The 17144-nt window shown below is 47.5% G+C and carries 11 protein-coding genes and 1 pseudogene; 10 read left to right on the top strand and 2 right to left on the bottom strand.

Features of this window, described 5'->3' with window-relative positions; genetic code table 11:
• The 4 genes and pseudogenes from AC1DUA_RS02280 to hemG all read left to right on the top strand — a co-directional run.
• Positions 1 to 266: pseudogene (locus tag AC1DUA_RS02280) on the top strand (porphobilinogen synthase); the annotation flags it as partial.
• A 197-nt stretch (positions 267 to 463) separates the two neighbouring features.
• Entirely contained in the window at positions 464 to 1528 is a 1065-nt protein-coding gene (gene hemE, locus AC1DUA_RS02275; RefSeq protein ID WP_477498185.1) for a uroporphyrinogen decarboxylase, read from the top strand.
• A 1-nt stretch (position 1529) separates the two neighbouring features.
• The gene (gene hemH / locus AC1DUA_RS02270) at positions 1530 to 2477 is read left to right on the top strand and encodes a ferrochelatase (protein WP_477498184.1); all 948 of its coding nucleotides are present in this window, start codon (positions 1530 to 1532) and stop codon (positions 2475 to 2477) included.
• Positions 2474 to 3940: a protoporphyrinogen oxidase gene (gene hemG, locus AC1DUA_RS02265; protein ID WP_477498183.1), complete on the top strand. Its 1467-nt coding sequence runs from the start codon at positions 2474 to 2476 to the stop codon at positions 3938 to 3940. Before hemH ends, hemG begins: the two co-directional genes overlap by 4 nt.
• On the opposite strand, the gene AC1DUA_RS02260 is transcribed toward hemG, so the two are convergent.
• Positions 3937 to 4596, bottom strand: coding sequence for a Crp/Fnr family transcriptional regulator (locus tag AC1DUA_RS02260; protein ID WP_477498182.1), 660 nt, complete (start codon positions 4594 to 4596; stop codon positions 3937 to 3939). The two genes, hemG and AC1DUA_RS02260, sit on opposite strands and share 4 nt — an antisense overlap.
• Positions 4597 to 4668: 72 nt before the next feature.
• On the opposite strand from AC1DUA_RS02260, the gene hemL reads away from it, so the two are divergent.
• Entirely contained in the window at positions 4669 to 5967 is a 1299-nt protein-coding gene (gene hemL / locus AC1DUA_RS02255; RefSeq protein WP_477498181.1) for a glutamate-1-semialdehyde 2,1-aminomutase, read from the top strand.
• A gap of 92 nt (positions 5968 to 6059) precedes the next feature.
• Here the strand turns inward: hemL and AC1DUA_RS02250 are convergent, their stop codons facing one another.
• A complete protein-coding gene (locus AC1DUA_RS02250) occupies positions 6060 to 7574 on the bottom strand; it encodes a phosphodiester glycosidase family protein (protein WP_477498180.1) in 1515 nt (504 codons plus the stop codon).
• A 265-nt stretch (positions 7575 to 7839) separates the two neighbouring features.
• Here AC1DUA_RS02250 and AC1DUA_RS02245 point away from each other — a divergent pair, with 265 nt between their 5' ends.
• The 5 genes from AC1DUA_RS02245 (at position 7840) to murC (ending at position 16022) form a co-directional block, all read left to right on the top strand.
• On the top strand, positions 7840 to 8736 hold the full coding sequence (locus AC1DUA_RS02245) for an RluA family pseudouridine synthase (protein WP_477498179.1): 897 nt from the start codon (positions 7840 to 7842) through the stop codon (positions 8734 to 8736).
• A gap of 110 nt (positions 8737 to 8846) precedes the next feature.
• The gene (locus tag AC1DUA_RS02240) at positions 8847 to 9974 is read left to right on the top strand and encodes a LysM peptidoglycan-binding domain-containing protein (RefSeq protein WP_477498178.1); all 1128 of its coding nucleotides are present in this window, start codon (positions 8847 to 8849) and stop codon (positions 9972 to 9974) included.
• Between the two features lie 535 nt (positions 9975 to 10509).
• Entirely contained in the window at positions 10510 to 13179 is a 2670-nt protein-coding gene (locus tag AC1DUA_RS02235) for a valine--tRNA ligase (protein WP_477498177.1), read from the top strand.
• Between the two features lie 61 nt (positions 13180 to 13240).
• A complete protein-coding gene (locus AC1DUA_RS02230) occupies positions 13241 to 14626 on the top strand; it encodes a bifunctional folylpolyglutamate synthase/dihydrofolate synthase (RefSeq protein WP_477498186.1) in 1386 nt (461 codons plus the stop codon).
• 7 nt (positions 14627 to 14633) lie between these two features.
• Complete coding sequence (gene murC, locus AC1DUA_RS02225) at positions 14634 to 16022, top strand: UDP-N-acetylmuramate--L-alanine ligase (RefSeq protein WP_477498176.1); 1389 nt, start codon at positions 14634 to 14636, stop codon at positions 16020 to 16022.
• Positions 16023 to 17144: the final 1122 nt, after the last annotated feature.

Raw genomic sequence — 17144 nt, 5'->3', positions numbered from 1 at the left:
TTGTAGAAGGCGCTGACTTCTTAATGGTGAAGCCGGCTCTTGCTTACATGGACATCATCCGTATGCTCAAAGATAATTTCGACCTGCCAGTCGTGGCTTATAATGTGAGTGCCGAATACTCGATGATTAAAGCCGCTGCCTTGCAAGGTTGGGTTAATGAAGAGGCAATCGTTATGGAGACCATGCTGAGCTTCAAGCGCGCTGGTGCTGATATTATCCTGACGTACTTTGCCAAAGATATTGCCCGTTATTTGAAAAACAGCTAATTTAAAAAGTCAGAACCATTCACCCTAGAAGGCACAGCTGAGCAGTTTCCCGAGGAAATTGGAGCGCTGCCACATCTAGACGCGGATGGTTCTTTTGTCATACATTTGTCGCAAAACGTAAGCTTACGTCGGTTGTGACAGGGGTATAATTAGGGCATAATGAATGAGAATAGATGGAAACCAGAGGAAGGTGCCTCATGAGCTACAACGACAATTTTATTAAAGCGTGCCGGAAAGAACAGGTACATACTCTGCCGGTATGGTATATGCGTCAGGCCGGTCGTTACGATCCGGATTATCGGAAAATTAAAGAAAAGTATACGTTGCTTGAGATTTGTAAACAGCCGGAGCTTGCTGCAGAAGTTACGTTGATGCCCATTAAGAAGCTTGGTGTTGATGCGGCAATTTTATATTCAGACATTATGAATCCCGTTGCTTCGCTTGGGATTGATTTTGATATTGTCAAGGATGTTGGGCCTGTTATTCATACCCCGGTTCGGACGGCGCAGGATGTTGCACGTTTGCGTCCAATTGATGTGGATAAGGATCTGTCGCACATCATTGAGACGATTCGCATTTTAGATAAAGAGCTTGAAGTTCCCCTCATTTCATTCGCTGGTGCACCATTTACGATTGCCAGCTACTTGATCGAAGGGAAGCCGTCCAAGAGCTACATTCGCACGAAGCAGCTTATGTATTCCGAACCTGCCGTTTGGTTTGCGTTGATGGACAAACTTGGCGACATGGTGATTACCTATTTGAAAGCCCATATTGCCGCAGGTGCGAAGGCTGTTCAAGTATTTGATAGCTGGGTAGGCGCGCTATCTCCTGCAGATTTCCAATTGTATGTACTGCCTACAATGGAACGGATTTTCAAGGAGCTTTCCCACTTGAAGGAGCCGAAAATCTATTTCCCTGGCGTAAGCTCAGGCGAATTACTTCCTTATTTGCATAATCTGCAAGCGGATGTCATTGGTTTGGATTGGCGTATTCCAATCTCGGTAGGACGTGAGCGGGTGGGCGAGCGCTTCGCGGTGCAAGGCAATCTGGATCCATATATTTTAACGGCTCCAATGCCTGTCATTGAGCAGCAAGCGAAAGCCATCATGGATGAGGGAATGAAGAAACCTGGTTATATTTTCAACCTTGGCCATGGCTTATTCCCGGAAGCGTCGCTGGAAAAACTCAAAGATTTGACGGCATTCATTCATGCGTACTCGCATTCCGTGTTAACTCAACAAGCAGAAAAGAGTGGTGTTTAGGATGACCAAACGTCGCGTTGGTGTATTAGTTATGTCCTACGGGACCCCGGAAAGCCTTGATCAGGTGGAAGCGTATTACACGCATATTAGACGCGGGCATCCGCCTACACCTGAGCAGCTGCACGAATTAACTGCCCGGTATGAAGCGATTGTGGGCGGATTCTTTCCGCTGCGTGAAAATACGAATAAGCAGGTAAAAGGTCTCGAGGACACTTTACGCGCCGAGCATCCGGAAGTTGAATTTGTGTGCTATCAAGGCCTGAAGCATGCTCAGCCGTACGTAGAAGATGGTGTAGAGCAAATGGTCAAAGATGGGATCACAGAGGCTGTAGGTGTCGTTCTGGCGCCTCACTATTCGACGATGAGCGTCGGTGGCTATGTGAAAAGAGCGAAGGATAAGGCGGAGGCGCTAGGACTTAGCATGAGCTTCGTACTGGATTACCACCTTCATGCTAAATTGATCGATGCTCTAAGCACTCGGGTAGATAAGGCGCTTACGAAGTTCGCTGATGTAGAAAAGAGTGACGTCCGCGTTATTTTTACAGCACATAGTTTGCCTGAGAAAATTCTAGAAATGAAAGATCCGTACCCGGATCAATTGCTCGCGACATCCAAGGTTATCGCTGAACGCACCCAGTTGGCGAATTGGCAATTCGGCTGGCAAAGCGCAGGCCAAACGGCAATGCCGTGGCTTGGGCCTGACATCTTGGATGTTCTTAAGCAAATTCATAAAGAGGAAGGCGTGAAGAACGTTCTGCTCTGCCCAATCGGATTTGTTTCCGATCATTTGGAGGTTCTTTACGATATTGATATTGAAGCGCAAGCTTTGGCTAAGGAGCTGGGCCTGCATTTAGAACGAACGGAATCACTTAATACGGACCCATTATATATGCAAACACTCAGCGATGTTGTTTATACCAAATGGCAGGAAGAAAGTAGACAGTCATGAGCACCCCTATACCTCACTACATGATCGTTGGCGGGGGGATAACAGGGCTTAGTGCTGCATTTTATTTAAAGAAACGTTTGGAAGCAGAAGGTGTGCCATTTCGGATTTCTGTGGTGGAGAAGTCGCCGACGTTTGGCGGGAAAATTCGCACGATCGAGAAAGAGGGCTTCGTTATTGAAAAGGGGCCTGACTCCTTTCTTGCCCGGAAGCGGCCTATTATTGATCTGGCGTATGATCTCGGACTTGAGCAGGAGCTTACTGGCACGAATCCTAAGGCCAAAAAGACTTATATTGTGCGTCAGGGGAAACTGCATCGTATGCCTCCGGGTCTAGTACTTGGTATTCCCACACAAATGACACCGTTCATGAAGACAGGTCTCATCTCTCCATTGGGCAAAGTTCGGGCAGCATTAGATCTGATCTTACCGAAAAGTGAAATAACGAACGATGAGTCTTTAGGGCACTTTTTGGAACGCCGACTAGGCAAAGAAGTATTGGAGCGTATTGTGGAACCGCTGCTGGCGGGGATCTATGCGGGAGATACGTTCAATCTCAGCTTGAAATCAACGTTCCCTCAATTCCGAATGATGGAGCAGAAGCATCGAAGCTTAATCCTCGGGATGATGGCGAGCCGCAAAAACGTTCCTGAAGAAACCGCGCATTTGCCTGCGGCAATTCGTAATTCGGTCTTCGTAACGTTCAAGAAAGGGCTCAAAACGCTCGTTGCTGGCCTAGTGGCAGCACTTGATTCAGCGGATCTGCGCACGGGGTTAGGGGTTGCTTCTGTTCGTCAGGTAGGACAGCAGGCAGAGGTCAAATTCGAAGATGGCAGCAGTGAAATCGTCGATGGCGTGATTCTAACGTCGCCGACCTATCAGGCTGCCCAAATGTTGGGTCATTTCCCTGCAGCAAGCGAATTGAAGAAAATTGATTACATTTCCGTGGCGAATGTCATCATGGCGTTTGACCGGAAAGATATCCCCTTTGAACTGGATGCCTCGGGTTTTCTAGTTCCGAGAAATGAGGGCAGCACGATCACAGCGTGCACGTTAACCTCTGCCAAATGGCTCCACACGGCTCCAGAAGGCAAAGTGCTGCTGCGCTGCTACATCGGCCGTTCAGGCGAGCAGGAATGGCCTGCGTGGTCAGATGAGCAGCTGATCAGTAAAGCGCGTCATGATCTGCGCAACTTGCTTGGCTTGACAGCTGAGCCGCTGTTCACAGAGGTAACGCGTCTTAACCATTCGATGCCGCAATACCCTGTGGGCCATCTAGAGCAGATTGCGCGCTTCCGGGAAGAGCTGGATGCCGCAATGCCGCAGGTATTGGTAACTGGCGCAGGCTTCCATGGCGTTGGGCTTCCAGATTGCATCAGGCAGGGGAAAGAGGTTGCCTGGCAGCTTGCAGACCGTATTATTCATCAATCCACCAAGGGGCCAGCAGTAGCATCCGTCTCCGTCTAACGCAGCTTGGCCAGATCCAACTTGAAATCAGAAGGGGAGATGGCCAAGATTTGTTTTTCCTCTAAATCGCGAATAACTTGCATGAGGATCACTTTCTGCACGCCAGCGAGCTGCGAAATTTCATCGAAATTAAGCACGAGCTTAATGGTGATCTTGTTCTCTGAGCGAATGCCATGTTTGTTGGCCATTGTAATCAAGCTTTTGATGACTCGTGTTCTAGCATCTAGAAAGGTCAAATCATGCACCTGTTGGTTCGTATCACGCAGCCGATTGCTAAGTTCTTGCATGATGACTAAAGTAATGTCAAAATGATTGCGCAGCAGTTCCAGGAAGTTATGTGCTGTCATTGATAGCAGCACACAGTCTTCTAGGGTTTGCGCTGAGGCTGAACGCGGCTTGCCGTCGATCAGAGACAGCTCGCCAAAGCTCTCGCCCGATTTGCAGATGGACAGTATTTTCTCCTCGCCGGAGCCGCCGGTTGTGAAGATTTTGACAGACCCGCTGACAACCATATAAAAAACGTTGCCGATTTCTTTTTCGGAAAAAAGGACGGTATTCCCTTTATAAGAGCGTCTTATGCAAATCTGTGCGAGTGCGTTCTGCTGATTTTCATTTAGCCGGGCGAATAAAGGGACTTTTTTAATATAATCAAGCATGTTAGGTACCGCCTTTTTATAGGTATAATGTCAATATTTTAGCACATAAAGTTTAACGGGGGGTATTAAATTATGGAAAATTCGAGCAGAATCGACACGCGCTCTTCAGCCGCTTTTCAAGAATCCAAGAAGGTCATTCCCGGTGGCGTTAATAGTCCTGTTCGCGCCTTTAAATCGGTTGGACTTACACCGTTGTTTATGGAGAAAGGTGTTGGATCCCGCGTTACGGATATCGACGGCAACACGTTTATTGATTATGTAGGCTCCTGGGGACCGCTTATCGTAGGGCATGCACATCCGGCCGTGCTGGAAGCTATTAAAACGACTGCTGAGAAGGGGACGAGCTTTGGTGCTCCGACGCTTTTGGAGACGCAAATGGCGCAGATGGTCATCGATCGAGTGCCGTCTATCGACATGGTTCGTATGGTGAATTCAGGTACAGAAGCGACGATGAGCGCATTGCGATTGGCTCGTGGCTTTACGAAACGCGACAAGATCGTTAAATTCGAAGGAAGCTACCATGGTCATGCGGACGCGTTGCTGATCAAAGCAGGTTCCGGTGTGGCTACGCTGGGCTTGCCTGATAGTCCTGGAGTTCCTAGCAGCGTGGCTAGCAATACGATAACGGTGCCTTATAATGATCTGGATGCTGTGAAATTGGTGTTTGAGAAGTTCGGTGAAGAAATCGCCGCTCTGATCGTTGAACCGATTGCGGGGAACATGGGTGTTGTTCCTCCAGCTCCGGGGTTCTTGGAAGGACTACGTGAAATTACAAAGCAATATGGATCTTTGCTCATCTTTGATGAAGTGATGACAGGCTTCCGCGTGCATAAGAACTGCGCACAAGGCCTGTACGGCGTTAAACCGGACTTAACTTGTCTGGGTAAAGTAATCGGTGGCGGACTTCCTGTAGGCGCTTATGGAGGCCGTCTGGACATTATGGAGCAAATGGCTCCGGCTGGTCCGATCTACCAAGCGGGCACTTTGTCCGGTAATCCACTGGCCATGGCAGCAGGTTATGCTACATTGTCGCTATTGGGCGAGCCGAATGTCTATGAGGAGCTGGAGCGTAAATCTGCAATGCTGGAAGCAGGATTTATACGCAACGCGGCTGAATTCGGTGTAGCAAGCACGATTAATCGCGTAGGATCGATGATTTGTCCGTTCTTTACTGAGACGAAGGTCACGAATTATGAGACGGCCAAAACGTCGGATTTAGCTAAATTTAATGCCTACTTTGGACATTTGCTTGATTTAGGCGTTTCGGTTGCGCCTTCGCAGTTTGAAGGGATGTTCGTATCCACGGCTCATAGTGATGAAGATATCGCGGCGACGATTGAGGCTCATCGCGAGGCGCTGAAGAGACTGTAAAGTCTAGGCACGTATGACCAAAGAGGCTGTATCTGAGTCATCTACGATCGATGACTTCGGATACAGCCTCTTTGGTAGTCCTATGTAACCTTTTATTTCACTGGATTGCTGCTAGTCACAGGCTGAGTAGGGTTTGTATCATTACTGTTACTGTTGCCCTGCTGGCCTTGCGTTGTGTTCGAGCTCGGCGTTGGTGTCGCGCTCGGTTTTGGTGTTGCGGAAGCTCCTGCTGAGGAGCCCCCGGAACCTGTTGTGCCGCCGCCTGTTCCCGGTGTAGGAGTCGGGGTTGCCGATGATGCTGGTGGGGTCGGCGTTGGTGTTGGTGTTAATGTTGGTGATGTCGTCGGTGAAGTTTGTGGTTTCCCCGTCGGATTTGGTTTGCCAGAACCGTTATCTGATTCTGAAGGGTTCTGTGTTGTACCGCCATTCTTGACTGGATCACTACTGGATTCAGGCTTTTGAGACGGTGTTGGAGTCGCTGTTGGTTTCGGTGTTGCTTTTGGCGGATGTGCTTTGATTTCAGCTTGCTCTTTCAAGAAATCAGGGTGATCATAAGCACCACCTGGATCGATGTTTGTAAGTCCTGCCCAAACGTTCTTCACTTTCACTTCATCCGGATGATCGAAAACAAGGAAAGCTGACGGCAAGCGGCGCTCACCATAACGGCTGGAAGGCTTCGTAATCAACTCGTCGTTGTAAACCAATTCGGAGGATGCTCCGCCATCCAGGAAGCCTGCATTAATAACGCCATCTGCCAGGAACATATCCTGTACTTCCTTCAGTGTTGCACCCACACTTTGGGTTTGGCGGCCGTCGATGACGATGAAAATAACGGTACCGTCAGCTTTTTGGCCTACAGCCGTACGAGGAGCACGTCCCCAGCCACCATCACCGCTTGTAATGAGTGGTTTGCCGTTTGCGATAACACGGGGATAGAATGAAACCGCATCTGTAACGCCAAGTTTCAAGAGATCATCAATCGTATATTTTCCGATAATGAGTGTTCCTTCTTTGGTAAACCCTACAATATGCTGAGGAATGCTGCCTTCTTGGTCCGTATAAAGAATTTCTCCACCGGACATAATAGCTCCAATTGGGGCAAATCCATTTCCTAGACCGTCCGGATCGTTAAATCCGCCGCCGTTGACACCTGCGACAGCGCCTGTGCGCTGAACCATCGAGGTGATTCTCTCGCCTTCACCTTGCTTATCAGGAACGACGACACGAATCGTGCGCGGATCATAGACGTACATCTTTTTACCTTTCCAGAATTGACCGGAAATATCTTCGACCTTCACAAGGCTTTCAATAGAACGTTTCGTATTAAACTGAACGGCCTGCAAATCTTGTTTTTCTACCGAGTTAACCTCAGTTAAATTTTGCATTTCAAGAACCATCTGGTCTCTACGTTGTGCCCCTACGAAAATCCAGGCCCAATCTCGATGTTGTGTAGTAATAACCGTCTTGGCTAAATACTCTCGAATAAATGTCCCGGGTGGGGTCAGAAATAAAAAGCTTGAACTAAGGAATGTACATACAGCTATAACAAGTAAAGTGCGCTTCAACCAACTGTAGCTGCGAAAATGTTCTAAAATTGAACTACCCAAGTTGTTCCTCTCCTGCTCTAGTATTCTATTTGATGATTCAATGTCGAAAAAAATCAATACTAGAGTTATATTATCATATTTTAGCATGCAATTGATATTGGTAATTGTTAAAATAAAATGTACGTCATCCAATATCCTTAAGGAGTTTTTGATCCATGAAACGCTATTATTTTTTTGATTTTCCCATAGACTTAATGGCTTTGACTTTCCTGTTTCTACTGATTTTACTGGCCATCGTAATTTCTTTTCATAGAGGGACACGTTCATGACCGTGTGGAAACGCAGTGGAGAATGGCTGGAACTTCCTCTTCCGAGTGAGACATGGAAACCTTTGAGGCCCGGTGCTGTAGATGAAATGGCAGCTTTACTGCCGGTTCCGCGCAAGTACTTTCTGCGCTTAGCCTCCCAAGGGCGTATCCGCGTGGAAGACAATCTGGTAAAGCTTCATGTGTTTGCGAACGAAAAGGCAGCATTCAATGCTGAMCGCCACGACGTTGATGTCCTGTTTGAGGACGATTTCTGCCTTGTCGTCAATAAACCGGCAGGCATGTCTGTACATCCTTCGGAAGCAGGTCAAGGTGGTACGCTGGCTTCAGCCGTCGCCTATTATTATGAATCTACCGGGCAAGCGTGCGCCGTGCGGCATATCCATCGTTTAGATCAAGATACGACAGGCGCTGTTTTATATGCCAAAAATGAATGGGCCCATGTTCTGCTTGATGAAGCTATGCGCGATAAGCTGATCGATCGTCAATATGTGGCTCTAGCAGAAGGAGTATTCAAAGAAAAGCAAGGAACTATAGATGCACCTATCGGCAAAGACCGCTATCATTCTGGCAAGCGCAGAGTAACTGCGGGTGGCGATCAAGCAGTGACGCACTATCGTGTGCTCCGCCAATTGAACAATGCTGCACTTGTGGAGCTGGAGCTGGAAACAGGCCGCACACACCAGATTCGGGTACATTTAAGTCACTTAAGACATCCGCTAATTGGCGACGTCTTGTACGGTGGTTCTGCGCGCTTGTTTCATCGCCAGGCCCTGCATGGGGAGAAGCTTACGTTCGACCATCCTATTTCGCAGAAGCAGATAGAGGTTCATGCGCCACTGCCGCTTGATTTCCAGCAATTGTTGGACAAAGTCGAGGCGACAACAAAAATGTAGTCATGCCTCGCCCTTACCACCCATATACTTAGAAAGACAAACAAGTAAATGGACCAGCAATCCGAGAATGCCTTCGGCATCCGGGTTTGATGGAAGGGAGGATTAATCCGGTGTCTGAACAACAACCAGGTCTGAGATTCGATATCTACGAGCGTGTTCATTTGCAGGAAGATTTGGCGGGGATACAAGAGTTGAATGATGTAGAATTGGTTCCTCACATTCAGGTGCTTACTTTGGATGATCAGGCGATACTTAAAGGGAATTTGCTGCTTACTGGCAATTATGCCAGCGAAGAAGGGGGAGCCCCGAGACAACTTGAACATTTGATTCCAGTAGAGATCACATTGCCCCTAAATCGCATTCATCGCGTAGAGGATATTCAAGTGGATATTGAGAATTTCGACATCGATTTATTATCAGCGAGAAGTTTGAATGTAACTGGTGTGTTATCCCTGCAGGGCGTCGAAATTGTTTCCGCTCCGGTCGAGAGCTGGCGGGAGGAAGAGGAAGTTACGTTCGTGCATGAGATTAATTTCCCACGGTACGAGCCGCCTGCCACCTATCCGGTTCAGCCGATTCAAGAAAATCCGTCGATTCAACCGATTCCAATGCCCGATATGCAGCCAACTCCCCAGTTTCAGCAGCCAATGGTTCAACCAGAGCCTACGCCAATGCCAATACCTACACCAATGACAACACAAATGCCAATGCAAATGAATGAAGAGCCCGTTCTTGAGTCTTCTTTTCAGCCAACACCTACGTCTATACAGGAAGACGACTATGATGACGACGGTTCAGCCGTTGTAGAAATTGAGCAAACTGAATTGAAGGTGACCCCCCATTCGGACAGTACGGTGGTTACGGAAGAGAAAAAGGATCTCAAAGTTGCGTTTGGCAAGAAGGCCAATGAGGCTGTTGACCTCAATCCGTATGGTCTCAAGTCGTTACTCTCGAAAGCGGGCTCTTACCTCACGGACAAGAGGCGGGCTGAAGAAGAAGCGCAAGCTGCTCTTGCCGAGGAGTCGCGGATAGATGCCGTTGAGTGGAAGCGTCTGTTTCTTCAAAACCAAACGAATTCGCAAGAATTTAGAAAGCTGAAAATGTGCATCGTGCAGAAAGAAGAAACGTTAGAGACGATCGCCAAGCGCTATCAGATCAACCCGCGTGAGCTACAGCTATTGAACAGGCTCGGCGATCAGGAGATTTCAGTAGGGCAGGTTATTTATCTGCCCAGATAATGAACGGGATACATAGACAAGAGCCTTTGGCCGTTTTTACGGCTGGAGGCTCTTAATCTATTCCGGAACATCTTTTTTGAAAGCGGCATATTTTACTCATAAACGGTAATACTTGAATGATATATTGACTCTATTTCAAATGTTCGTTATCATATGATGTAATCCTTTTTGAGTAATATTGGAAACGTTGATAGGGAGTAGTAGGCGGAATGCCCTTCAGAGAGTGGAACTGTAGCGCTGAAAGGTTCCATAGGAAGCAACCGAACGAAGTCGCCCTGGAGTTGTGAATGTGACGGTAAGCGCCCGCGATCCGCGGAGTAGCTCGCTTAGCATTTGCCGGCCGCAGCCGTTATCTGTTTGAGAGCCACGCGCTTCCTATTTGAAGCTGCGCGGAATAAAGGTGGTACCACGGAAGCAAGCCTTTCGTCCTTTGCGGGCGGAGGGCTTTTTTTGTTTGATTTTTAACCAAGTAGATGAGCTTAATTTCAGGCCCCAAAGCCTATTTAACAGAGATAAAAGTAATGGAGGTAATCTTATGACCGAAGCGAATGAAATCAAAGAGCAATTGCAAATGCCTACCACGTACGACCCCAAAGAAGCGGAGCGAAAGTGGTACGATTACTGGATTAAAAATGAGTTTTTCAAAGCGGGCGGTCGTCCARACGCGGAAACTTACACGATTGTGATCCCGCCTCCGAACGTTACGGGGATGCTGCACATCGGGCATGCGCTTGATTTCACACTGCAAGATATCTTGGTTCGTACGAAGCGGATGCAGGGTTTTGACACACTTTGGCTTCCAGGATCTGACCATGCAGGTATTGCGACACAAACCAAAGTTGAACAAAAGCTCCGCGAGGATGGCCAATCCCGGTATGATCTGGGACGCGAGAAATTCCTTGAGAAAGTATGGGAATGGAAAGAGCAATATGCGAACACAATTCGCGAGCAGTGGGCCAAAATGGGCTTTTCTTTGGACTATTCACGTGAGCGTTTCACGCTGGATGAGGGGTTGTCGAAAGCCGTTCGTGAAGTTTTCGTTAGCTTGTATGAAAAAGGACTTATTTACCGCGGCAACTATATTATTAACTGGGACCCTGCAGCTCGCACAGCGTTATCTGACATTGAAGTTGAATATAAAGAGGTTCAAGGGGCGCTTTATCATTTGTCGTACAAAACGACAGATGGCCTGGATGCCATCGTTGTCGCTACAACGCGTCCTGAGACGATGCTTGGGGATACGGCGGTTGCTGTACATCCGAAGGATGAGCGCTATCAGCATTTGATCGGCAAGAAGTTGCTGCTTCCAATTGTAAATCGCGAGATTCCGGTTATTGCGGATGAGTATGTTGAGAAGGAATTCGGAAGCGGCGCGGTTAAAATTACACCTGCTCACGATCCGAACGATTTCGAAGTAGGGAAACGCCATGATCTGCCGCAAATTCTTGTTATGGATGAAACCGGCACGATGAATGCCAATGCAGGCCCGTACCAAGGCCAAGATCGTTTCGAATGCCGCAAGCAAATCATTGCTGATCTGAAAGAACAAGGTGTTCTGATCAAAATTGAAGAGCACGTTCACCAAGTAGGTCACAGTGAGCGCAGTGGTGCCGTAGTCGAGCCGTACTTGTCCACACAGTGGTTCGTGAAGATGCAGCCGCTTGCAGATCAAGCGATCGATGCGCAGAAATCAGGCAAAGGCGTTAACTTCGTACCCGATCGTTTTGAGAAGATTTATTTGAACTGGATTGAAAATGTTCGTGACTGGTGTATCTCCCGTCAGCTCTGGTGGGGACACCGCATTCCAGCTTGGCATTGCGCAGATTGCGGTCAAATTACGGTATCCCTTGAGGACGCTTCAGCTTGTACACACTGCCAAAGCACGAATCTCAAACAAGATAACGATGTACTTGATACATGGTTCAGCTCCGCTCTATGGCCGTTCTCTACACTGGGCTGGCCGAATGATACGGAAGACCTTAAACGCTTCTACCCTACGAATGTTCTAGTAACAGGATATGATATTATCTATTTCTGGGTAGCCCGAATGATTTTCACTGCCCTTGAATTTACGGAGCAAATTCCGTTCAAAGATGTGTTGATGCACGGACTTGTACGCGACTCCGAAGGCCGTAAAATGTCCAAATCGCTTGGCAACGGTGTAGACCCGTTAGAAGTAATTGAGAAATATGGCGCAGATGCTATGCGTTATATGATATCTACGAGCAGCACGCCGGGACAGGATCTTCGCTTCCGTTGGGAGCGAGTGGAGCAGGCTCGGAATTTTGCCAATAAGATCTGGAATGCATCCCGCTTTGCGCTGATGAACCTCGAAGGCGTTAAGGCTGAGGATATCGACCTGACAGGAGAACTTGGCACAGCAGACCGCTGGATTCTGCATCGTTTGAACGAAACCGTTCGTGATGTTACTCGCTTGATCGACAGCTACGAATTCGGTGAAACCGGCCGCTTGCTGTATAATTTCATCTGGGATGACCTGTGTGACTGGTATATTGAGTTCAGTAAATTGAGCTTATATGGGACTGATGCAGCTGCGAAAAAGAAGACGCAATCGGTACTGGCTTACGTGCTTGACCGCACACAACGTTTGATCCATCCGTTCATGCCGTTCATTTCTGAAGAGATTTGGCAGCATCTGCCGCATGAAGGTGAAACCATTACGCTTGCTTCCTGGCCGACTGAGAACCCGGCGTTCGAATCGCCTGATGCTGTTCGTGAGATGGAGCTGCTGATGGATGCCATTCGGTCCGTTCGTAACATCCGCTCCGAAGTGAACGTTCCGATGAGCAAAAAGGTTGAACTGCTGATCAAACCGGCAAGCAGTGAAATGCAAAGTATCCTTCAAAGAAATGAAGAATACCTGAAACGTTTCTCCAACACATCCTTGCTGCAAATCGACGCTGGAATGGCCGCGCCAGAGAAAGCGATGACGGCGATCATCACAGGAGCTGAGATGTTCTTGCCGTTAGCTGGGTTGATCGATATTGCCCAAGAACTCGTGCGTTTGGATAAAGAGCTGCAATCCCTGCATGGGGAAGTAGAACGTATTGAGAAAAAGCTGGGCAATGAGGGCTTTGTAGCCAAGGCTCCTGCGAAAGTGATTGAGGAAGAGAAGGCGAAACTTGCTGACTATGCGGATAAGCGGGATAAAGTGATTGCTCGTTTAGCGGAATTAAAGGGATAATTTCAATAAAACCAACGATTGCCTAGTTACGTATACAAGGTGATTCATATAGTAAATGAGGATGAGATCGATGAACGAATTCAAAGACAACCATCCGGCAGCTTTCCAAAGCGCGCAAGAAGCGATCGCTTGGATTGTTGGACGGATGGAGAAACTCGGTATCAAACCGGGACTCCAACGGATGCAAATGTTGATGGAAAAGCTAGGTCACCCCGAACGCAGATTGAAATTCATTCATGTGGCGGGAACGAACGGTAAGGGCTCCACTTGCGCTTATTTAACTTCTGTCTTGCGGGCATGCGGGTATGATGTGGGGACGTTCACGTCCCCGTATTTGGAAAAGTATACGAATCGTATCCAAGTGAACGGTGAGGACATTCCAGATGCTGATCTGCTTAGACTGGTGAATGACATGAAACCTGTTATTGACGAAATTGCTGAAACAGAACTCGGTGCTCCGTCGATGTTTGAAATCTCTACAGCACTCGCTATTATGTACTTCGGCAAGGTGGCGTATCCTGATTACGTAGTATGGGAAACAGGCTTGGGGGGAAGGCTGGATAGCACGAATATCGTGAATCCGGTCGTAACCGTCATTACCAATGTTGGTCATGACCATATGGACATCCTGGGAGATACCATCGAAAAAGTAGCTGCGGAGAAAGCCGGCATTATTAAAGCCGGTGTGCCTGTTATTACAGCAGCCCAGCCTCATGAAGGCTGGAGTGTTATTGAACAAACGGCGAAAGCCAAGAAAGCGACGCTTTATTCGCTTGGAGATCAATTCAATTACGAGAATGTAACGAGTCAGTTGGATCTTCAGACTTTTGATTTCAAGGGGCCATTCCGACCGATCCCTGGCGTGCCAATTTCACTGAACGGTGAACATCAGTTGAAGAATGCCGCCGTGGCCGTGATGACACTGGAAGTACTTCGTCAATACTATGCATGCATCGTGGAAGATGAAGATTTGTACAAAGGGCTGAAAGAGACTCGCTGGCCTGGACGGCTTGAGATGATTTCGAACGAGCCTCGTGTTTTGCTCGATGGTGCGCATAATCCTGAAGGTGCCGCGACACTTGCTGCTGCGCTCCAAACTGTCTATAGTTACCGAAAGCTGAATCTGATGATGGGAATGCTTTCGACAAAGAATCATACGGGCTACCTCAGGCATATACTACCATTGGTGGATACACTTATCATTACGGAACCCGATTTTCATAAAAAAGGGGATGCCGAGATGCTCGCAGAGCTAGCACGTGAACTTCTTCATGATATGGACCGACAGGTGGATATCGTGGTTGAGCGCGATTGGAAGCGGGCATTAGAAATCCTTACAAGCAGAACTGAGCAGGATGATCTGGCGGTCGTATCCGGCACGCTGTATTTAATCTCTGATGTTCGTTCTTGGATTACCTATCAAACCGATTCTGAAAAAGGATGGTGAGAACGGCGTGAGTCAAGCAGAACACGTACATTTTATAGGCATCGGCGGATACGGCATGAGTGCTATTGCCAAAGTCATGCTTGAAATGGGTTACCGGATTTCCGGTTCCGACCTAGCACACCAAGAGTTAACGGAAAAGTTAAAAGCGAAGGGTGCGCAAGTTTTCATAGGGCATGAAGCTCGCAATGTATCAGGTGCTGATTTGGTCGTTTATTCGACAGCCTTATCCAAAGATAATGTGGAGATGCAAGCGGCGGAAGAATTAAATATTCCGGTCATTCACCGCTCACAGATGCTAGCAAGACTAATGAATGAACGCAAAGGCATTGCGGTTGCAGGAGCTCACGGCAAAACAACGACCTCCTCGATGATCGCTTTGGTTATGGAAATTTGTGGTACAGACCCGACTTATATTATCGGCGGCGAAATCATGAATGTGGGCAGCAATGCCAAAGCAGGCAAAGGTGAATTCGTTGTAGCGGAAGCCGATGAAAGCGATGGTACTTTCCTGCAATATCATCCAACGCTTGCGCTAGTAAATAACATTGAAGCGGATCATTTAGAGAACTATGACGGTGATTTCGAGAACTTAAAGCAAGCTTACAAGCAATTTCTCAGCCAAGTGAGACCTGGTGGAAAAGCGATTGTTTGTCAGGATGATATGTTCTTACGTGAAATGATTCCGACCATTCAAAGCGAAGTCATCACGTATGGGATAGATAATAGTGCTGACTATGTAGCCAGCGATATTTCGTTAGGCGACCGTAAGGTTACGTTTAACGTTCAATGCAAAGGTGTGATGCTTGGGCAGGTGAGCTTGTCTGTACCAGGGAAGCACAACGTGTATAACGCATTAGCGACATTAATCACATGCCTGGAAGCGGGACTGCCTTTTAACAAGATTGCTGAGGCTATTCAAGAGTTCAGCGGTGCAAAGCGTAGATTCCAGGTCCTCGGGGAAGTAGAGAACATCCTAGTTATTGATGACTATGCGCATCACCCGACTGAGATTCAAGCAACGATATCTGCTGCCAAAGCAACAGGCAAACGGATCATTGCTGTCTTCCAACCTCAACGCTATACGCGTACCTATTATCTATTTGAGCAATTTAGCCGTTCTTTTGAAGAGGCAGATGAGGTTATTATTACTGATATTTATTCTCCTGCAGGCGAGAAGCGGATAGAGGGAGTAGATTCAGCTAAGCTGGTTGAATTGATCAAGAGCAATAGCAATCCTAATGTTCAGCACATGGCCACAAGGGAAGAAGTTCTTGGCTATTTAATCGAACATGTGCAGCCAGGTGATTTGGTGTTGACCATGGGTGCGGGGGATATCTGGAAAGCGGCTGACGGTTTAGCGAAGTCACTGCGCAAGAAATACGAGACGAACGGTTAGTGGAAAGATCGCTGTAAGCCAATTGGCTGGAGGCGGTCTTTTTTTGATTTATAAGTATTAATGTTATGGAATAAGCGAAACTTCCTCTTTATCTTGTTCCTTGGCGGAATAACGGGAATTTCTACTGTAAAAAATGGCGTTTAAAGCGGCTTCGGTGGAATAAATGGAGTTTGTACAGTTATTTCAGTTGCTGCGCCTCATTTCTGGAGAAACTGGGGGAAATAACAGAGTTATTTCCATCTAATCACCTGAGACCAGGAGAAATAAAGAAATTAACAGCACTATTTCCCGTTAAAATTTGAATGACGGTGATGGTGACGGTGATGGGTGATGGGTGATGGGTGATGGGTGATGGGTGATGGGTGATGTTGTGATGAGTGATGAGTGATGAGTGATGGGTGATGGGTGATGGGTGATAGTGATGGTGACGGTGACGGGTGATGGGTCTGGGAAGACAGTAGTTGAGGTGGCACAGGGACTGTTGGGCAGAAGTAATGTTGAGAGCCTACGTTGCATTTTATACAACAGAATGGCATGTTCTGACTACGATAGGGGTCTTTCGTTGCACAAAATACAACCATCTGTTGCGAAAAAGGGATTTGTAGTAGTTTCGTGCTTAAATCGTTGTACAAAGTACAACATAGGGCGTGCTTAGGCCTAATTTCAGCTAAATAGTTGCACAAACTACAACATAGAACGCTATCGCAACATATTCCTTACCCCTCACAGCCTCAGATGCCAAGTATGGCAGATGTAACAAGGCAGCAGACGGCAACGCCCGGACATCCTGATCACAAACAAACTTAGCTGGATCCCCAACATGGATTTAACTAAGCTTTTTTGTTTAACCAAACATATTTCAATTCTCTCAATCATAATCTAGTAACAGAAGATTTGGACAAGATGACGGCGGGTCCGTTTCCAAATACATTTTATGAGGAGTGAATTGAATGAGTAAAGCAAGAATCACGTATCGTTTCGACTCCAAGGAGCCGGCAGAATCCACCCGTAAAGCCTCGCGAGTATCGGGTCCTGAAGAGAAGGTGATTCCACTCTATCAGGAAGAGTATAAGGTAGTGACGAATTCTCCCAATGATGGGCAAAACTCAGAGGAAATAACAC

This window comes from Paenibacillus sp. 01T422 (assembly GCF_056398785.1).
Note: the sequence above shows the minus strand (reverse complement) of the source record. Positions and strands in the feature narration are given on the sequence as shown.

What these genes read in the sequence shown, in the direction of transcription:
- hemE (WP_477498185.1), top strand. Translation starts at nt 464, where the DNA reads ATGAGCTACAACGACAATTTTATTAAAGCGTGCCGGAAAGAACAGGTA.
- hemH (WP_477498184.1), top strand. Translation starts at nt 1,530, where the DNA reads ATGACCAAACGTCGCGTTGGTGTATTAGTTATGTCCTACGGGACCCCG.
- hemG (WP_477498183.1), top strand. Translation starts at nt 2,474, where the DNA reads ATGAGCACCCCTATACCTCACTACATGATCGTTGGCGGGGGGATAACA.
- AC1DUA_RS02260 (WP_477498182.1), bottom strand. Translation starts at nt 4,596, where the DNA reads ATGCTTGATTATATTAAAAAAGTCCCTTTATTCGCCCGGCTAAATGAA.
- hemL (WP_477498181.1), top strand. Translation starts at nt 4,669, where the DNA reads ATGGAAAATTCGAGCAGAATCGACACGCGCTCTTCAGCCGCTTTTCAA.
- AC1DUA_RS02230 (WP_477498186.1), top strand. Translation starts at nt 13,241, where the DNA reads ATGAGATCGATGAACGAATTCAAAGACAACCATCCGGCAGCTTTCCAA.